Origin of the sequence: Dactylosporangium sp. NPDC050688, from assembly GCF_040654515.1 — a bacterium.
GTDB lineage: Bacteria > Actinomycetota > Actinomycetes > Mycobacteriales > Micromonosporaceae > Dactylosporangium.
Map to the genome: position 1 here is coordinate 90,276 of NZ_JBFAIC010000039.1, position 16,793 is coordinate 107,068.

The following is a 16,793-nucleotide window of genomic DNA, read 5'->3' on the forward strand; positions in this document are numbered from 1 at the left end:
GTTCAGACGGGCATGCCGTCCAGCGCGTGCTGGCAGGGGTCGTCGGGCGACTCGGGCAGCGCCGGCACCACGTCCAGCAGCACCTTGCGCAGGCGCTCGGTGTTGGCCGCGAACACCGCGAACACCTCGTCCATCGTCACCCCGTGGTCACCCTCGACCCCCGCGTCGAGGTCGGTGACCAACGCGATCGACGTGTAACACAGCGCCAGCTCCCGGGCCAGGACCGCCTCCGGGTGCCCGGTCATGTTCACGACAGCGCCACCGATCGCGGTGAACCACCGCGACTCCGCCCGCGTCGAGAACCGCGGCCCCTCCACGACGACCATCGTGCCGTCGCCGGCCTCGATGCCGTGGTCCGCCGCGACCCGCTTGACCGTGGCCCGGCCCGTCGCGCAGTACGGGTCGGCGAAGTTCACGTGCACCGCGCCCGTGTCGTAGAACGTCTGGACCCGCCCGGACGTCCGGTCGATCAGCTGGTCCGGCACCACGAACGTGCCCGGCCCCAGCTCAGGCCGCAGCCCGCCGACCGCGCACGGGGCCAGGACCTGCCGCACCCCGATCTCGCGCAGCGCCCACAGATTGGCCCGGTAGGGGATCCGGTGCGGCGGGAACCTGTGGTCTTTTCCGTGCCGGGGCAGGAACGCGGTGCGCCGCCCGCCGACCGTCGCCACCGTTATGGGATCCGACGGCGCGCCGAAGGGCGTGTCGACCACGTGCTCCTCAGCGCCCTCCAGCAGGGCATACAGTCCAGAACCACCGATGACGGCAACGTCGGCGAGTGAGGTCACGCAACAGACCCTAACCGCGGAGGGCGGGTCAGGCTAATGTGCGAGACATGACGCTCGCACCCCGCCTCGCGACGATCGCGGTTCTCAACCGCGCGGCCGGTCATGTCTGCTGGTGGGGCTGATGTCTTCATACGGGGATCTCGGTGGGATGGAACAGTTCCGTCCGTCCGGCTCGTCCGGCGGCGGGTCCGGCCCGTCCGGTCAGCAGGGTGGCCCGGAGCCCTCGGAGCCCGGACCCACCGGCGGGATCTTTGGAGCACCGACCGGCAGGGGATCACCGAGACCGGGTAGCTCCAGCACCGGCCGGGGCACGTCGAAACAGCGTCGAGGGAGGGCGATGGAGTCGTTGACCGGCCGGCTGCTGGTGGCGACGCCCGCGCTCCGCGACCCCAACTTCGAACGCACCGTCGTCCTCGTCGTCGCCCACGAGGAGGGCGGCGCCCTGGGCGTCGTGCTCAACCGTGCCACCGAGGTCCAGGTCGCCGACGTCCTCGGCGGCTGGGGCGCCCTCGCGGGCGAGCCCCCCGTCGTCTTCGAGGGCGGCCCCGTCCAGCCCGAGGCCGCCATCTGCCTCGCCCGCACCCGCCCCGGTGTCGAGGACCTCGCCGGCTTCAACCGCGTCTCGGGCGCCGTCGGCACCGTCGACCTTTCCGGCGACCCCGACCTGCTCGTCGCCGGCGTCGTCGGGGTCCGCGTCTTCGCCGGGTACGCCGGCTGGTCCCCGGGCCAGCTCGAACGCGAGATCGAGAGCGGCTCCTGGTTCGTCTTCGACGCCCTGCCCAGCGACGCCTTCGCCCCCCGTCCCGATGACCTCTGGCAGATGGTCCTACGTCGCCAGGGCGGCCTCATGGCGGCGGTCGCCCACTACCCGGCCGACCCGACGCAGAACTAGCGATACCCGGTGTGAGACCTCGGCCGGGGTTGTGTACTATTCCGGAGTGCCCGCAAGACCGGGGCACGAGATGGGGACGTGGCGCAGCTGGTAGCGCACCACACTGGCAGTGTGGGGGTCAGGGGTTCGAGTCCCCTCGTCTCCACCCATTTCTGCAGGTCAACCGGCATCCATCATTGATGGGTGCCGATTTTTTGCTCACAGTGCTCACAAGTTGATCACACGTTCGCCCCACACTGTCCATGGGTTGTTCGCTTCCGGTTGCGACCGGCAGGGGCCCTGATCAGGGCCTTTGCCTGCAGTGGATCGGGAATGTGGATCCAGGTGAAGTGTGGTGCGCGAAAAGCGGTGTGGTGCGGTCGATGCGTTGTCGTGCCAGGTGGTCCGTGGTAATGCCGGGTGGGATCGCAGGCTCGAACGACGGGCGAAGGTCGGGTGGCGACAGCAAGAGCGCCGGCGGCCCGGCCGTAACCTGCTGCGCCGCGTTGCCGCCGAACGTACGGTCAACAGCTGGAGCGACCACATCGACCTCCGCGTCACCGGGTTCACCCGCCGACGAAACCGGCGATTGCTGGGCCCTGGGCAGCGACCGCCTCATGGCTTCACCGAGCATCACGACAGCGGTTGAAATGCATCCGACGTCGCGTCGGTCGGGTCGTCCAGTCACTCGATCCCCTTGACGCCGGCGATCCCCTTGCAGGGCACATCGCAGACGTCGTCGCCAACATGTCGATGTCCGTTCGCCTTGGCGCGGAGAGACGGCGAGCTGCAAAAGGATGACGTCGACGAACTGGTCGGCTTGGCGTATCGGCAGGTCAGCTTCGTCCTGGCGGAGTCGCTCCAGTCGGGTTCATCGTTCGCCTCTTGCGATGTGACATTGGTCATATTGACGGGGTGAGTACGCACAGTGCCGGCTTGCTCGCAATGGGCTTGAGCTGGGAGCGCAGACGGACCATACGGTGCCGCTGTACGGATGACCCCTGATCGGCCGTATGGCGTTCAGCTGCCGTCCCATTGACGATCTTGGGCAGCCGCTTCTACGGTCTGGTCACCTTTACAGGGGACACGGGGAGAGACGTTCATGGCTGGTCGCAGCGGTATTTGGCATGCCCAAAATCGGGTTGGCCGACGCGCGTTGACCGTGGCGGTAGCCACGCTTCTCGCTCCTGTGCTGGTGCCTTGGCTGGCCCGGCGGCGGTGTCGGCGGCGCCGCCCGCCGCCAAGACCTGTCAAGCGTCTGCGACGGATGCCAAGGCTGCGGCCCAGGCCGCGGCTGATTGCGGCGGCCGGGTCGAGGTGGCGCAGGCGAGATCCGAGCGGGTGCAGGTATTTGCCAACGCCAATGGCACGTTCACGCAGTTGTCGTCGGCGGTCGTGCAGCGGGTGCGGCTGGCTGACGGGTCGTGGGTGAAGCCCGATCCGACGTTGCGGCGCCGGTCCGACGGGACCCTCGAACCGGTCGCCGCATCGGTGCCGCTGATCCTTTCGGGTGGTGGCGACCAGAACCTCGCGACGGTCAAGCGTGGCAACGCATCCCTTGCGGTGCGGTGGCCGTCGGTGTTGCCGGCGCCGGTGGTGTCCGGGAGCACGGCGACGTACCCGGAGGTCCTGCCGGGTGTCGATCTGGTGCTGACCGCGGGCGTTGAGGGGTACTCCGAGGTCCTGGCCGTGAAGAACGCGACGGCCGCGGCGAACGAGGCGCTGACTGCGTTGCGGTTCCCGACGGCAGGTACCGGGGTGTCGCTGAGGATGCTGGCCGGTGGCGCGTTGAGCGCCGTCGACGGTGCGGGCAACGAACTGTTCGGTTCCAGCGGTCCGCGGATGTGGGACTCCTCGTCCGACGCGGCCGGTGCTGCGGATGGTGTCGGCGCGTCGTCGGCGACGCGGGCCGCGACGAGGGCGGCGGGTGCGCCGATGCCGGTGGAGCTGTCCGGCGCGGACATCGTGGTCCACCCGGACCTGTCGTTGCTGCGGGGCGCGAACACCAAGTACCCGGTGTACATCGACCCGGCGTTCGGTGCGTCGGCGTGGACGATGATCAACAGTAAGTTCACGGGTCAGTCGTACTGGTCGTATGATCGGCACGGGTGCCCGACGCCGTATACGGCGGTGAACTGCGCGAAGGTCGGTTACACCGACGACGACCCGAGCAACAAGATGACGTACCGGTCGTTGTTCGCGTTCGGTACCGGGTCGCTGCTGGGTAAGCACGTGCTGGACGCGAAGCTGTCGATGGACCTCGTGTATTCGTGGAACTCGTACAACACCGACACCGAGGTCCGGATCACCAACGGCATCAACAGCGGCACGACGTGGTCGAACAACGCGGGCAGCTGGATCTACTACGCGACGGTCGCGAAGACCGGCAGCCAGGCGCATGACCGGGTCCGCCGGCGGCAGGAGTGGGGTGTCACCGGCGCGGCGCAGATCGCGGTCGCGTCCGGTTGGCAGACGTTGACGCTTGGGCTCAAGGCCGCTGATGAGAGCAACCACAACGCGTGGAAGAAGTACGACGCCGGCACCGCGGTGCTGACCGTCATCTACAACTCGTACCCGAACGCCCCTGACCAGCTCACCGCCGCCGGTAACGCCTGTGTGACCGGGGCGGGTCGGCCGTTCGTGAAGACCGCGACGCCGGAGCTGCGGGCTCGCATGTCCGACCCGGACGGTTCGGCGCAGCTGCTGGACGCGACGTTCTACTGGTGGCCGCTGACCGGCGGGTCCCGCAACGAGACCGACAAGGTCTCCCAGGCGTCGATCATCTCCGGGCAGCAGGCGATCGCGTCGATTCCGGCGGGGCGGTTGACGTCCGGCGTCACGTACGTGTTCCAGGCGATCGGGTACGACGGCACGGACACCGGTCAGTACTCGATGACGTGTGAGTTCACGGTCGACATCACGGGGCCGCTCGCCCCGGCGACGGTCGCCTCCACCGAGTATCCGGCGGACGGTCAGGCGCACGGCGGGGGAGGGGTCGCGGGCAGTTTCACGTTCAGTCCTCCGGCGACCGTGCCCGGTGACTTCTGGGGGTACGCGTACACGCTAGACAACGCTACCCAGCCGGCGGCCGCGACGCAGGTCGCTGCGGATCCGTCCACGCACGTCGCGGTCGTGTCGGTGACCCCGCCGTCCGACGGTGTCTACTCGCTGCGGGTGTGGTCGCGTGACACCGCCGGCAATTACTCGGCGACGCCGATGACGTATCAGTTCACGGTCCGCGCCGGTGCCGGCCCGGATGCCCGCTGGGCATTCAACGAGGGCACCGGCACGACCGCGGCGGACGCGTCCGCGCACGGCAACACCGCCACGGTCACCGCGAGCGGCTGGACCGCTGGTCGTGGTGGCAGCGGTTCCGCGCTGAGCCTGAACGGCACGTCCACCTACGCGGCGACGTCCGGACCGGTGGCGACGAAGAACCCGGTCAACGGCGCGGCGACGGTGGTGCACACCAACGGCAATCTCACCGTGGCCGCGACGGTCCGGCTGACCGCGACCGGCGGTGCCGGTCAGCAGGTGATTCTCGCGCAGGACGGCACCCGTACATCGGCGTTCCAGCTCAGCTACAGCGGCCCGGACGACCGGTGGCGCTTCGCTATGGCCGGTTCCGACGTCGACGCGCCGACACTGGCCGTCGTGCTGTCCAATGCTGCCCCGACCGCCGGTCGATGGACGTATCTGGTCGCCACCTACGACTCCTCCACCCACCAGGTGAAGTTGTACGTCGACGGTGCCGCGCAGACGGCCACCGCGACCGCGGCGAGTGTCTTCGACGCGACCGGGCCGGTCACCGTCGGCCGCGGCCGGGCGGCCGGTGCCGCGGCGGGCTACTTCGGCGGTGCCATCGATGACGTGCGGGTCTACGCCCGGGTGCTGTCCAGCACCGAGGGCGAGTTCGTCAACGCGTTGAAGCCTTCGATGCCGCTGCTGAGCTTCCCCGGCGGCACGGTGGCGACGGTCGGTCAGCCGCTGCAGGTGACGATCAGCGCCGGCGGTGATACAGCGGTGACGTCGGTGGCGTACCGGCTCGGCGCGTCGAGCTGGACCACCGTCGCGCTGGGTGCTGCGGGCGGGCAGGTCACCGTGTCGGTGACGACCGGAGCGGAGGGCGACGCGCAGGTGATGGCGTACGCGATCGACGGCGCCTCCCGGCCGAGCGACACGAAGACCGCCGTGGTCACCTTCCTGGCCCCGCCGACCCTGCAGGGCACCGTCGTCGACGGCAGCACCGGATCGCCGGTCGTCGGAGCGACGGTCCGTCTCGAGCCCGGCGGCGCGACCCAGACGACAGCAGTCGACGGGACCTACAGTTTCACCGGGATCACGGCGGGTCTGTACGTGGTCACCGCCTCCGTCGCCTCGACGTGCGGTGCGTTCGCCACCACCGAGATCGATGTACAGGGCACCACCTACTTCGATCTGCTGCTGTTCCCGCAGTCCGACGTGTTCGGCTACGTCTGCCAGGTCAACACCGGGCAGGCGTTCATCCCGGCGGACACCACCACGCTCGGCCTGACCGGCGATGATGCCACCACCACCGTCGGTCTGCCGTTCACGGTGCCGTTCTACGGCACCGGGTACTCCACGGCGTGGGTGTCCACCAACGGCGTCGTCACGTTCGCCAACCCGGGCAGCGAACCGCTGTCACCGACGGCGAGCATCCCGGACAGCACGGCGCCGAACGCGCTCGTGGCACCGTTCTGGGACGACCTGTACGTCGACTCGCAGGCCAGCGTCCGCACCACGACGCTCGGTACCGCACCGAACCGGCAGTTCGTGATCGAGTGGCGCAACGTCGCCTTCTACGGCGACTTCACCCACCGCCTATCGTTCGAGGTGATCTTCGCCGAGGGCGGCGGCATCACGTTCCGGTACGCGGACATGGCCGGTGACATCGAGCACGGCCTGAACGCCACCATCGGCATCGAAAGCGCCGGCGGAGCCTACGGCCTGCAGTACTCGTTCCGCACTGCGCAGCTCGCCGACGGTGCGTCCGTCGAGTTCGTCTACCCGAGCGACGCGGAGCCGATCAGCGTGTGGACGCTGTCCGGGACGGTGACTCGCGGCGGCGTGCCGGTCGCGGGGCTGCCGGTGACGCTGCTGCCGAACGACGCGACTGTCACCACCGACGCGTCGGGCAACTACACGTTCGCGAACCTCGAGCAGAACGGGTACACGGTCACCGCGACCGACGGGTGCGCCGCTGCCAGCGCGGTCGTCGACCTCGCCGGCAACACGACAGCGACCCTCGCCTTGGCCGGCCTTACCGACACCTTCGGCTACTCGTGCACGGTCGCCACGCAGGCGTTTACGCCGGCGGACACGACGGTGCTGCCGTTGACCGGTGACGAGGCCGCGACGCAGGTGACGTTGCCGTTCTCGGTCAGCCTGTACGGGCAGACGTACAGCTCGGCATGGGTGTCCACGAACGGGTTCGTCAGCTTCGTCGACCCCACCGGTGCGAGCACCGACGACCGGGCCGCGGTGCCGACCGCGGCGGCGCCGAACGCGGCGGTGTACGCCTACTGGGACGACCTCGTCGTCGACGGCTCCGCCAGCGTCGGGCGGGTTGTCGATCCGCGGCTTGCTCGGCGTTCCCGGTCGCTCTGTCGCGAGCCACCTCGGGGCGGGTGACCATCGATGAATGGCGCCGATCCGCCTGATCCCGTACACTGAATCAGGACATCCGATCATGATTCAGTTGTGGGGACGGCAATCATGACAAGCATCAACGTTGGCGCGCTGGTAGAGAAGGCGCGGGTGGCCGCAGGTCTGAGTCAGCGGGCCCTTGCCGACGCCACCGGCATCTCGCAACCCACCTTGTCGCGCATCATCTCCGGCGATCGTGCAGCGAAACTGCCGGAGATCGTGGCGATTTCCTGGGCGACGGGCTGCACGGTGGCCCAGCTAACCGGGGCAAGCGCAGTAGCAGAACGGGTCCAATGCGCGGCTCGGGCCACCAATGGCTCAGGCATGGCGGACATGCGTGACGCGCTGCTGCACTTCCTCGAACTGGATGACTACCTGGACGAGCAGGCCATCCCGGCCACGAGTTGACGGCGGTGACGACGGTGAACGCCGAGGTTGAAGGGCGTCTAGCAGCCGAGAGGTTCCGGGAAGCTCATCGGCTTGGCTGTCAGCCTCTGGGTGATCTTGTTGCACTGATCGAGCAATCGGCTGGCCTCGACGTGGCCGTTCTCGACGCAGGACCCGATGAACACGGCTTGACGATGCGGGACCCGCAGCGCGGAGCCGTGTTCATCGGCGTCGCTCGAACCCGCCATCCGATGCGGCAGCGCAGCACTCTGGCTCACGAGCTCGCTCACGCGGTATTCGGCGACTGGGCGAACAACACCACCTGCGACTGGAGTGCGCCGTCACCCACGGAGAGTCGCGCCAACGCCTTCGCCCGGCATCTTCTCGTGCCGGTCGACGGGCTGAAGGCTTTCCTGGACGCCACGCACGAGATCAACCTAGCGACGCTGTCGGCTGTCGTTCAGCGGTTCCTGGCGTCGCCGCAGATCGCTGCCATCGCTCTCGAGCAGGCGGAGTACATAGACACCGACACCAAACGCGACTGGATGTCCGTGACGGCTCCCCACCTTGCCGTTCGTTTCGGCTGGGGCGACCAGTACCGCATGCTTCAATCAGAAACCGACCAGAGGCGGGCGCCCCAGCGGCTGCTGGCCCGTGCTATCCGCGGCTACACCGAGGGAGTCGTCTCCGCGCAGACCATTGCCACCCTGCGGGGCATCACTGCTGTTCAGGCGGCGGCCGAGCTGCGCGAAGCCGGCATTTCTCCTGCGCAGCAGCTCGTCATCTGGACGGATCCCGGTGAGCTACCTGACGTGCAGGTGGATCTGAGTGCCCTGGAGGATGCGCTCGGTGCGGCAGAGGATGCGCATGAGACGGCATCGGAGCCGGGTGCGGGATGACCCAACGACCCATCATCGATGCCGGGCCTGGCCTGAACTTCTTGTCGATCAATCAGGAGCGGCTTCTCATTGCCATGCTGGGCCGACTCAGCGCTCCCGCCACCGTAGAGGCCGAGGTGCTTCGAAAGGCCGCCCAGGATCAGCGTTTCCGTCCTGCTGCGACGGCCTGGAAGAGGCTGACCCCGAACTGGATCCAAGTCCTTTCCGATGATGTGACACCAGAGCTCGCCCGGGTCGTGCACCGGCTGTCCCAGCAACCCATGGCCGAACGCCTGGAGCGCTCCAAGGACCTGGGCGAAACCATGGTGGTTGCCCACGCGGTCGTAGCCGCCGAGGCTGGCGCCAGCGTCGTCGTGCTAATCGACGACGGGCCCGGCGCACAGACCGCGACCGGTGAGATCCGTCGTCTGCAGCGACTGCGGGCCAGCGGCAGCGCTGTGGGCTCAATCAGCCTGGTCAACACGCTCACCGTCCTGGAAAAGGCGGCAGCCACGAGCTATATCACGGACCGGGCGAAGATGCGCGACATCTACCAGCGCCTCCGCAGCCTCGATGACGGCCTACCGCCCATCGACAAGACTGCATTGCTGACCACAACACGCTGGCCGAGCAGCACATGACCTCGATCGAGGGCGCCAACCACTGGTTGTCGTCGTAGGGTTGATCGACTCGAACGGCGGGCCGCCCCGTGTCGCTGGGCGATCGGGCCGAGTTACCTTCCGTAGTCAAGTCTTTCCATAGCGTTCGTCCTGGGCTAGCGTCATATCGATGACACGTGGAGCCCTACGGAGGCGCTGTGGCACGGCGTAAAGGCTTGATCAGCAAATTGCTTGATGCGCGAGCTCAGGCGAAAAAGGATCAAGAGGCGGCCGAACGTCGTTTTCATCAGCAGATGTTGGCCGAGCAGCGCAAGACAACTGCTGAGCTTAACCGGCAGGCCAAACAGGCAGAGATGCAAGCCAAGCGTGCTGAGGCCTCGCGACTGCGCGAAGAGACCTTGGCCATCCGGCTCGCTGAGAAATCCGCCCGTGAGAACGCTCAGCGCCAACAGGCCGAAGAGCGCCGGCGGGCCACCGTGGAACGCCTGGCGACACAACAGGCGACAGCCGCCAAGCAGGAAGCCGAGAAGGCGGAACAGAGTCGTAGGCTCGCGGAGGCAGAGTTCCGCACGGACGCCATCGCTGCGAAGGTCGCCGACTTCAAGAATCTGCTGACCACCCGCAATCGTCAGGCGGGATCGGCCACGTTGGAGCTCGAAGCTGCCCTGACCCACGGTGGTCCCGCGGCTTTTGTCGGGCGACTGCAACATGTCCTCGCCAAGTCGCGCTACCCCGAAGGACTGGCTGGGAAGGCCGCTGCCCTCTACGAGCCGAACTCCCGTGAGCTTCTCGTCGAATACGAATTGCCGCTGCAGGCAGCGGTTCCTCTTGTCACCGGCTACCGCTACACCAAAGCCAAGGGCATGACACCCGTGCCGCGCAAGGAGGCGGAGACCAAGAGAATCTACGCCGACCTGCTGGCCCGTCTGACACTGCGCACCATCGCGGAAGCGTTCGACGCCACACACGCCAGCACGGTAGCGGGCATCGTTTTCAATGGCTACGCCTCCACCAAGGACAAGTCCACCGGACAGCCAGTGCGCCCCCTGCTGATCAGCATAAACGCCGAGCGCGACAAGTTCGCCCAAGTGAACCTCGACGAACCTGAACTGGATCCGGTGCTCTGCCTCCGCAACCATCTCAACGCCATCGTCTCCTCACATCCCTACGACCTTGAAGCAGTCCGACCGGTCGTGTCCTTCGACTTGTCGAAGTACAAGTTCATCGATGGGATGGATGTCGTTGCGGGTTTGGACAGCCGTCCCGACCTTGTAGAGCTGACACCAGGAGAGTTCGAGCACCTCATCCGACAGCTCTTCGAGAAGATCGGCATGAAGTCTTGGGTAACCCAAGCATCGAAGGATGAAGGTGTCGACGGGGTTGCCATCAACGAAGACCCGATCGTTGGCGGGCTGTGCATCATCCAGGCCAAGCGGTACCGGAAGATTGTCGGCCTGGAGGCGGTACACGCCCTCGCCGGCGTCATGGATCACAAACGCGCGGCAAAAGGCGTTCTTGTCACCACTTCGTGGGTTGGCAAGGCGAGCCGTGACTTCGCCGCGGCGAACGGAAGGATCGTGATCATCGAGGGCCGCAACCTGCGGGCGCTGCTGAAGGAATTTCTCGACTTGGATGTCTTGATCGGCCTCGAAAATCCGCCACCCGGGTGGACGACGTCGGACCTCGGCCAGCCACATTGATGCTTTGCTGGCTCGGTTAGCCTTGGAAGCAATGGTCGGGCTCGTCGCATCTGCTGCATCAACGAACTTCCGCTATTACCCGACTGACTGTTCCGCTGTGTCAACATGCCACTCGGCGCGAGCAAGCAACTCGTCAAAGGTCAGGATCTCGGGCTCCTGAGTGTGTCTACGGTATAGCTCGAAGGAGCGGAACTTCGGCTCGTTGAAGCTACCTCCTGGTCCGTAGAATTCGTCTGAATGGCCTAGGATCAGAAAAGATCGCGGTCGGAGTAAATAGGTATATTGCCCTGGCATGGTATTTCCGTCGATGTCCTTTTCGTCTAGACGGCTCCCAATTTGACGACTTGCCTTTTCGACGGTCTGCTGCACCTGGACGGTTCCTCCGACCAACTCTTCTGAGGGTGGCCAGCATTCGGTGCGGTAAGATTTTTCTTGAAGAAGCTTGGTTTCGTGATGCTTGATTTCGGCGAAAACCATCGACCTGATTCGCCCGGACGTACGGAGCAATGCGTCGGTTCGCTTCCCTGCTCCTGCGACGGAGAATCCGGCAACGGTTTGCTCAAGCCGATCCGGGCTCCATGACGTCAGAAGGTGTCCAGACAAGCCGACGCCGAGAATCCATGGATTCTCTTCAAGAAAGTCCTGCCAAACGCGTTCACGCCCCACATCGCCAATCGCCGTTCGCTTTGATTCGAAGTAGACAGGATCGGTCAGTAGGCGTCGGAATTCGGCCAGTTGCTGCCGTCTGTGGGCAATCGCGATGATGTCGCGGGCCGAGACGTCCGCCTCGACCGTGTGACGGAAAGCTGTCGGATCTCTCTGATAGATCCGTCTCAGGGCGTCCGGGTCAGAGAAGAGATCGCGGATCAAGTCGTCATCGACTCGCACCGTAGTGTGACCAACGGCAGGAATATGTTCAAGATGACGTATGAGGTCAATCAGCTTCATCGCGCTGCTGCGGTCGAGCTCCAGGAGCGGTACAAGTTTGGCTGATTCGCCGCTTCCGGAAACTTTCTGGAGACGGAGCTTCCGCACGCATCCAGCATTCCTGACGATTTGTAGCGTCAACTGGACCCTTCCGCTGGGAGAAAGCGGAATGTCCCACTCTGCAATGTCCTCTAGCCGAGACGCCGGGCTGGCGTTGTCGAAGACCTTGTGAACGTATCGGGTGGGCTCGCCATAGTCCGGCGAGGCGGGCGGCATGGTCAGCGGGAAGGACTTCGACACGTATGTGCGATCCGGTCGCCGACCGAGTGCGTACGTGACCTCGTCTGGTTCGCCCGAGCCGGCGAATGAAGCACCCTGCTGCTCGGTACTTGACACGGGACATCCTCCCCTCCTCACCTGTAACGAGCGCCGTACCCGATGGATGCGTCACACGATCGATGACACTGATCTAACGCGTCGACGCGCAGTGGATGTGGCGCCGTGCGCCGAAGCGGGGGAAATAATATCTCGCACTGTGGAACGCCGAGGCCAAGGACCGCGCTCAGGGTGGAATGGATTCGTCGATCTCTTGTCGATGGGCCTGCGAATGTAGATGACAGCAGATTCCAACTATCGCAGCACGCTTGAACGCCGACCCGGATAGAAGGATCATGCATCTTCAGCGGAGATCGAGCGCCCCACACTGGATCTGCTCACAGAAGTGCTCACGTGCCAAGATCGATAGCCTAGGACGTGGCGTCATAGTGCGGCACGGCGCGACATGGGTCGTTACGTCCATGCCCTGGTAGGCGTACGATTCGACACGCAAGAACATCGTATGGCAGAATAGGTGCCTCACTGGCAGTGTGGGGGTCAGGGGTTCGAGTCCCCTCGTCTCCACCCATTATCAATCGGCGCTTCCTGCTCATCGGCGGGGGGCGCCGATTCGCGTTGGTGATGTCGTCCTTCCCCGCGCACGGGCTCCGCCCGCGCTCCCCGGTGGGGGAGCTTCGCTCCACCCACACCCCCTCAAAACCGCAGCGGGGTGCTCGCTCTGGTTCGGTGCTCCCGTTGCGTTCTTGGCGTTGGTACTTGTTGGGCCTGCGCGCCGCGTGAGTGGCGGGAGGCACGGAGCAAACGTCGAGATGGCGGGCGCGGCAGGGCGCCAGCAAGAGCCCGACAGTTGACGTCAGGCGCAACCGCACGCCGACGCTGTCCGTAGGGCAGGGCTTTTGCGTAGTCGATTGACGGACGTTTGGCCTGCGCGGATGTCGGCGTCCGTGGCCGGGTTGGGGTGATGCGAGACGGGTGCGATCCATCGGTGATCATGGAGTTGCTGAGACAACATGACACCGACGAAGGACCGCACCCGCTGATGCCATCATCGCTGATCGACGTGATCCGCCAGCACGCCCCCACCCCGACCGGCCTCATGATTGCGCGTCGTGTCGACGAGCCGTGCGGCCTGCTGGCTGCCCTGGCCCGGGTGCCTGACCCCCGCGACCGGCGCGGGATCCGCTACTCCCTGGCCAGCCTGCTCGCGGTGGCCGTGCGCGCGGTCCTGGCCGGCGCGGTCACATTCGCCGCGATCACCGACTGGGCCGACGACCTCGACCCCGCCGCCAGCCGCCGGCTCGGGTTCACCGGCCAGGTCCCGGTGCTGAGCACACTCTGGCGGCTGCTGGTCCGCGTCGACGCCGCCACGCTGCAGGCCGTGCTGACCGACTGGCTGCGCTCCCGCCTGCCCGCACCCCAGCCGACCGCGCGACCCAGGAGACGGGTCGTCGCCATCGACGGCAAGGTCCGGCGCGGCGCCCGGCTACCCGACGGCCGGCAGGTCCACCAGTTGTCGGCCTACGACACCACCGACGGTGTGGTCCTGGCCCAGGTCCAGATTGCCGCGAAGTCCAACGAGATCCCGGCGTTCACGCCGCTGCTGGAACAGGTCGCGGCCCGGCTGGGCGGCCTGACCGGTGTGGTGTTCGTTGCCGATGCGCTGCACGCGCAGGTCGCCCACGCGCGGGAGGTCGCCAGGCTCGGCGGGCACCTGTACGTTCCGGTCAAGGCCAACCAGCCGACGTTGTTCGCCCAGCTCAAGCAGCTTCCGTGGGCGGAGGTCCCAGTCGGAGACTGCCGCCGTGACCGTGGCCACGGACGTCGGGAGACCCGCACCGTCAAGGCCCTGACCGTGTGCACCCCGGGCGGTCTCGGGTTCCCGCACGCTGAACAGGCGGTGCGGATCACTCGTACCCGCATCGTCGGCGCCAGGCGAACCCGCGAGATGGCGTATCTGGTGGTGTCCCTGCCCGCCGACCAGGCACAGCCCGCCGACCTGCAGGAATGGGCCCGGCAGGAGTGGCACATCGAGAATCGGCTGCACTGGGTACGCGACGAGACCTTCCGCGAAGACGCCCACCAAGCCCGCACCGGCACCGGACCTGCCGTCGCAGCGGTCCTCCGCAACACCGCGATCGGGTTCCACCGCAGCAACGGCGAACCCAACATCGCCCGAGCCACCAGACGCGCAAACCGCCGACCACACGACCTCATCGACGCCGTGACCAGGAGCTACCCGACTACGCAATGACCCTGGTCCGTAGGGGCGGATGGACCGCGGAAAACGAAACCAAGAAGTTCGGCAAGTTCTTTGAGTACCGTGAATATTTGCCCGGATGGAAGCAGGCGCCGATCGGCCTTCTGATGACCACACCCATCGCCGACATACAATTGATTTCTTCGATCGTTACAGCTGCGCACAATTGGACCGCTGCCCACCCGGCGTCGAGGTGTATGTGTTGTTCACGCGGCTTGATGATGGGATTAGAGTATGAGTCTGGTTGTTAGTGTCTGGCTCGTCGATCCCGACGACCTGATGAAGGTGAGAACGCTCCCACCGTCAGACGGCGAGGACTCATATGGCGGCGGGGAGGATACGCGAACCACGCTCTGGAACTCCCCGGCGGTCGTCCGCCGAGGAGCTCGGTTCCTGCCCTGGCTGGCTGACCACAACCTGTACATCGAGCCGAAGGATGTTCCAGCATTCGGTGAGGAGTGTGAGCGGCTATTGGCCGACAGCGCCGGGCTCGCTGCCGAGACCGAGTGCCGCCTGGAGCAGATCGAGCGAAACCTCACGAACATGTTGCAAGTGGTCGCTCGCGCCACCTCAATGGGACAGGGCGTTGTCATCTGGTAGCAATCTGTTATTCGGCCCTTCCTGCTCATCGTGGAAACGCTCGGGGAGTGGCTGGTCTGACTCTGTCGACGCGCGGCCGGTGGCGGCGCCCGCACAGCGTCGGATGCGCATGCGGGCGATGGTCGTCGCCTCGCCTCCAGTTCTGTGCTGTGGACCGAGCGCCAGTTCGGCGGAGGTGCCTTACGCGGCTTCGCCGTTGTCTGCATGGCGAGCGAGCCATTCCTCGACGGCGGTCCTGATGATGCCGGAGCGGCCCTCGCGGTCGCGCCCGGCAGCGGCGTCGAGGGCGTCGACCATGGCGGCAGGCATTTTGAGCGAGACCATCCTGCCTACCGGCGCGCCCGTTTCGTCGACCTGCACGAATTGACCCGCCACCGGCCGTCCGGTGCCGACCAGGCCGCTTGTGTCATTGGTGGCGAACCACTCGGCGACCTGGTCGTCCGTCATGCTGCGCAGGTCCGGCTGTTCCATCGCACTGCTCCTGTCTGCTTAGCCCATTCCTGCGGGGAGTGGTGGTAGGACGAAGCCGGATGGGCAGGTCAGCGCCCCGCAGGTCAACGATTGTCGTGAGTCCAGTCCTGGCAGTGTGGGGGTCAGGGGTTCGAGTCTCCTCGTCTCCACTCCATCAATCGGCGCATTCTGCTCACGGCGGGGTGCGCCGTTTCGCGTCTGGTGATTCCGTCATTTCCCGCGCACGGCTTCGCCGCGCTCCCCAGTGGGGGAGCTTCGCTCCACCCACACCCCCTCAACACCGTCCCGGGGTGTTCGGTTCGGTTCAGCACTCGTGTTTCGTTGCGGCTGGGGTACTTGGTGTGCCTCTTAGCTGGATAGATGCTGTCGTGCGGGGTGGGGTGAAGTCGCCCTTGGCAGCGTGGACAGCCAGCGTGATGGCGGCGCCGTGTCAGGGGCCGGATTCGGGTTACGCTGAGCGTATGACGTCAGCTGCCCGTGCATACGAGCTGCCCGATGACTCCCTGACCGAGGTGGTCGCGGAGGCGCGGCTCGGCAACGTTGTCTACCTTGTTCGCGACGGTGAGCGGGTTGCCGTTGTGCAGGGGACTGAGGCGCGCATCCGAGAACTTGAAGACGTTGCCCTGGCAGCGGATGCACAGCTTCGTGCTGAGGCGGAGTCGGCTCGCAAGACGCTGGCGCTGGTGGAGCAGTCTTTTCCCGAGGGCAGCCCGGTCGGTCAGTCTGTGCGGGCACTGCTCGATGAGCGTGTCGCGGCCGCCGAGGACATTGCTGACCTGGCGGCAGCGAGGGCGGCCATGGCGCGGATCGAGGCTGGCGAGGAGACCGTCTCGTTCGCCCAGCTCGTTGCCGAGCTGGAGGAGCCGGGCGAATGATCCGGCCGGAAGGTCCGTGGCACATCGTCTTTGAGTCCAGCGCAGGCAAAGAGCTTCGAAAGCTTGACCGCCCAGTACAGAAGAAGATTGTCGCGGCCATTGAGTCCCTGGCCGCAGACCCTCGCCCCCAATCCGCCACGCAGCTGGTGGGCGAGACCGAGTATTGGCGTTTACGGGTCGGCGACTACCGAATCATCTATACGTTCGTCGAAGATCGCCTGATCATCACAGTGGTCAGAATGGCGCACCGACGCGAGGTCTACTGAGGTGATCTCAGCAGCGTAGGTACATCGATTGGGACGACACGCACATTTCTGTCCTATTTGGACAGTGGGGTCGGGGACGTGGAGTCCTCGATAGAGAGGTCTCACCACAAGCGCCGCTCTACGGTGAGGACTCCACGTGATTGCCTATCG

Annotated in this window: 13 protein-coding genes and 2 tRNA genes; 12 read left to right on the top strand and 3 right to left on the bottom strand. The window is 66.0% G+C overall.

What is annotated here, in order from left to right; translation table 11 throughout:
* Nucleotides 1-2: 2 nt before the first annotated feature.
* Nucleotides 3-788 (bottom strand): S-methyl-5'-thioadenosine phosphorylase, encoded by a 786-nt coding sequence (locus tag AB0H83_RS31245; protein ID WP_360101156.1) that lies wholly within the window; start codon nt 786-788, stop codon nt 3-5.
* 337 nt (nt 789-1,125) lie between these two features.
* Here AB0H83_RS31245 and AB0H83_RS31250 point away from each other — a divergent pair, with 337 nt between their 5' ends.
* From AB0H83_RS31250 to AB0H83_RS31280, 7 genes are all read left to right on the top strand, one after another.
* Entirely contained in the window at nt 1,126-1,680 is a 555-nt protein-coding gene (locus tag AB0H83_RS31250) for a YqgE/AlgH family protein (protein ID WP_033367449.1), read from the top strand.
* Nucleotides 1,681-1,752: 72 nt separating this feature from the next.
* Nucleotides 1,753-1,825, top strand: a tRNA-Ala gene (locus tag AB0H83_RS31255).
* A gap of 1,175 nt (nt 1,826-3,000) precedes the next feature.
* On the top strand, nt 3,001-7,311 hold the full coding sequence (locus tag AB0H83_RS31260; protein ID WP_360101160.1) for a LamG-like jellyroll fold domain-containing protein: 4,311 nt from the start codon (nt 3,001-3,003) through the stop codon (nt 7,309-7,311).
* 84 nt (nt 7,312-7,395) lie between these two features.
* On the top strand, nt 7,396-7,734 hold the full coding sequence (locus AB0H83_RS31265) for a helix-turn-helix transcriptional regulator (protein ID WP_360101163.1): 339 nt from the start codon (nt 7,396-7,398) through the stop codon (nt 7,732-7,734).
* 14 nt (nt 7,735-7,748) lie between these two features.
* Nucleotides 7,749-8,612 (top strand): ImmA/IrrE family metallo-endopeptidase, encoded by an 864-nt coding sequence (locus tag AB0H83_RS31270; RefSeq protein WP_360101166.1) that lies wholly within the window; start codon nt 7,749-7,751, stop codon nt 8,610-8,612.
* Nucleotides 8,609-9,232 carry a hypothetical protein gene (locus AB0H83_RS31275; protein WP_360101169.1) on the top strand — a complete coding sequence of 208 codons (624 nt, stop codon included), beginning with the start codon at nt 8,609-8,611 and terminating at the stop codon, nt 9,230-9,232. Before AB0H83_RS31270 ends, AB0H83_RS31275 begins: the two co-directional genes overlap by 4 nt.
* A gap of 176 nt (nt 9,233-9,408) precedes the next feature.
* Nucleotides 9,409-10,911 carry a restriction endonuclease gene (locus AB0H83_RS31280; RefSeq protein ID WP_360101172.1) on the top strand — a complete coding sequence of 501 codons (1,503 nt, stop codon included), beginning with the start codon at nt 9,409-9,411 and terminating at the stop codon, nt 10,909-10,911.
* A gap of 75 nt (nt 10,912-10,986) precedes the next feature.
* On the opposite strand, the gene AB0H83_RS31285 is transcribed toward AB0H83_RS31280, so the two are convergent.
* Nucleotides 10,987-12,234, bottom strand: a complete 1,248-nt coding sequence (locus AB0H83_RS31285; RefSeq protein WP_360101175.1) for a Shedu immune nuclease family protein — start codon at nt 12,232-12,234, stop codon at nt 10,987-10,989.
* 409 nt (nt 12,235-12,643) lie between these two features.
* Here AB0H83_RS31285 and AB0H83_RS31290 point away from each other — a divergent pair.
* The 3 genes from AB0H83_RS31290 to AB0H83_RS31300 all read left to right on the top strand — a co-directional run bounded on the left by AB0H83_RS31290 (nt 12,644) and on the right by AB0H83_RS31300 (nt 15,031).
* Nucleotides 12,644-12,738 (top strand) — tRNA-Ala (locus AB0H83_RS31290).
* A gap of 475 nt (nt 12,739-13,213) precedes the next feature.
* Nucleotides 13,214-14,425, top strand: a complete 1,212-nt coding sequence (locus tag AB0H83_RS31295) for an ISAs1 family transposase (RefSeq protein ID WP_360101178.1) — start codon at nt 13,214-13,216, stop codon at nt 14,423-14,425.
* Between the two features lie 240 nt (nt 14,426-14,665).
* A complete protein-coding gene (locus AB0H83_RS31300; protein WP_360101181.1) occupies nt 14,666-15,031 on the top strand; it encodes a hypothetical protein in 366 nt (121 codons plus the stop codon).
* A 180-nt stretch (nt 15,032-15,211) separates the two neighbouring features.
* Here the strand turns inward: AB0H83_RS31300 and AB0H83_RS31305 are convergent, their stop codons facing one another.
* The gene (locus AB0H83_RS31305) at nt 15,212-15,502 is read right to left on the bottom strand and encodes a ribbon-helix-helix protein, CopG family (protein WP_360101184.1); all 291 of its coding nucleotides are present in this window, start codon (nt 15,500-15,502) and stop codon (nt 15,212-15,214) included.
* Between the two features lie 461 nt (nt 15,503-15,963).
* On the opposite strand from AB0H83_RS31305, the gene AB0H83_RS31310 reads away from it, so the two are divergent.
* Nucleotides 15,964-16,377, top strand: a complete 414-nt coding sequence (locus tag AB0H83_RS31310) for a hypothetical protein (protein WP_360101187.1) — start codon at nt 15,964-15,966, stop codon at nt 16,375-16,377.
* The gene (locus AB0H83_RS31315) at nt 16,374-16,643 is read left to right on the top strand and encodes a type II toxin-antitoxin system RelE/ParE family toxin (protein WP_360101190.1); all 270 of its coding nucleotides are present in this window, start codon (nt 16,374-16,376) and stop codon (nt 16,641-16,643) included. Before AB0H83_RS31310 ends, AB0H83_RS31315 begins: the two co-directional genes overlap by 4 nt.
* Nucleotides 16,644-16,793: the final 150 nt, after the last annotated feature.

Coding starts and splice junctions, on each gene's coding strand:
- AB0H83_RS31275 (WP_360101169.1), top strand. CDS start 8,609: ATGACCCAACGACCCATCATCGATGCCGGGCCTGGCCTGAACTTCTTG.
- AB0H83_RS31300 (WP_360101181.1), top strand. CDS start 14,666: ATGAGTCTGGTTGTTAGTGTCTGGCTCGTCGATCCCGACGACCTGATG.
- AB0H83_RS31310 (WP_360101187.1), top strand. CDS start 15,964: ATGACGTCAGCTGCCCGTGCATACGAGCTGCCCGATGACTCCCTGACC.
- AB0H83_RS31315 (WP_360101190.1), top strand. CDS start 16,374: ATGATCCGGCCGGAAGGTCCGTGGCACATCGTCTTTGAGTCCAGCGCA.
- AB0H83_RS31250 (WP_033367449.1), top strand. CDS start 1,126: ATGGAGTCGTTGACCGGCCGGCTGCTGGTGGCGACGCCCGCGCTCCGC.
- AB0H83_RS31305 (WP_360101184.1), bottom strand. CDS start 15,502: ATGGAACAGCCGGACCTGCGCAGCATGACGGACGACCAGGTCGCCGAG.
- AB0H83_RS31265 (WP_360101163.1), top strand. CDS start 7,396: ATGACAAGCATCAACGTTGGCGCGCTGGTAGAGAAGGCGCGGGTGGCC.
- AB0H83_RS31295 (WP_360101178.1), top strand. CDS start 13,214: ATGCCATCATCGCTGATCGACGTGATCCGCCAGCACGCCCCCACCCCG.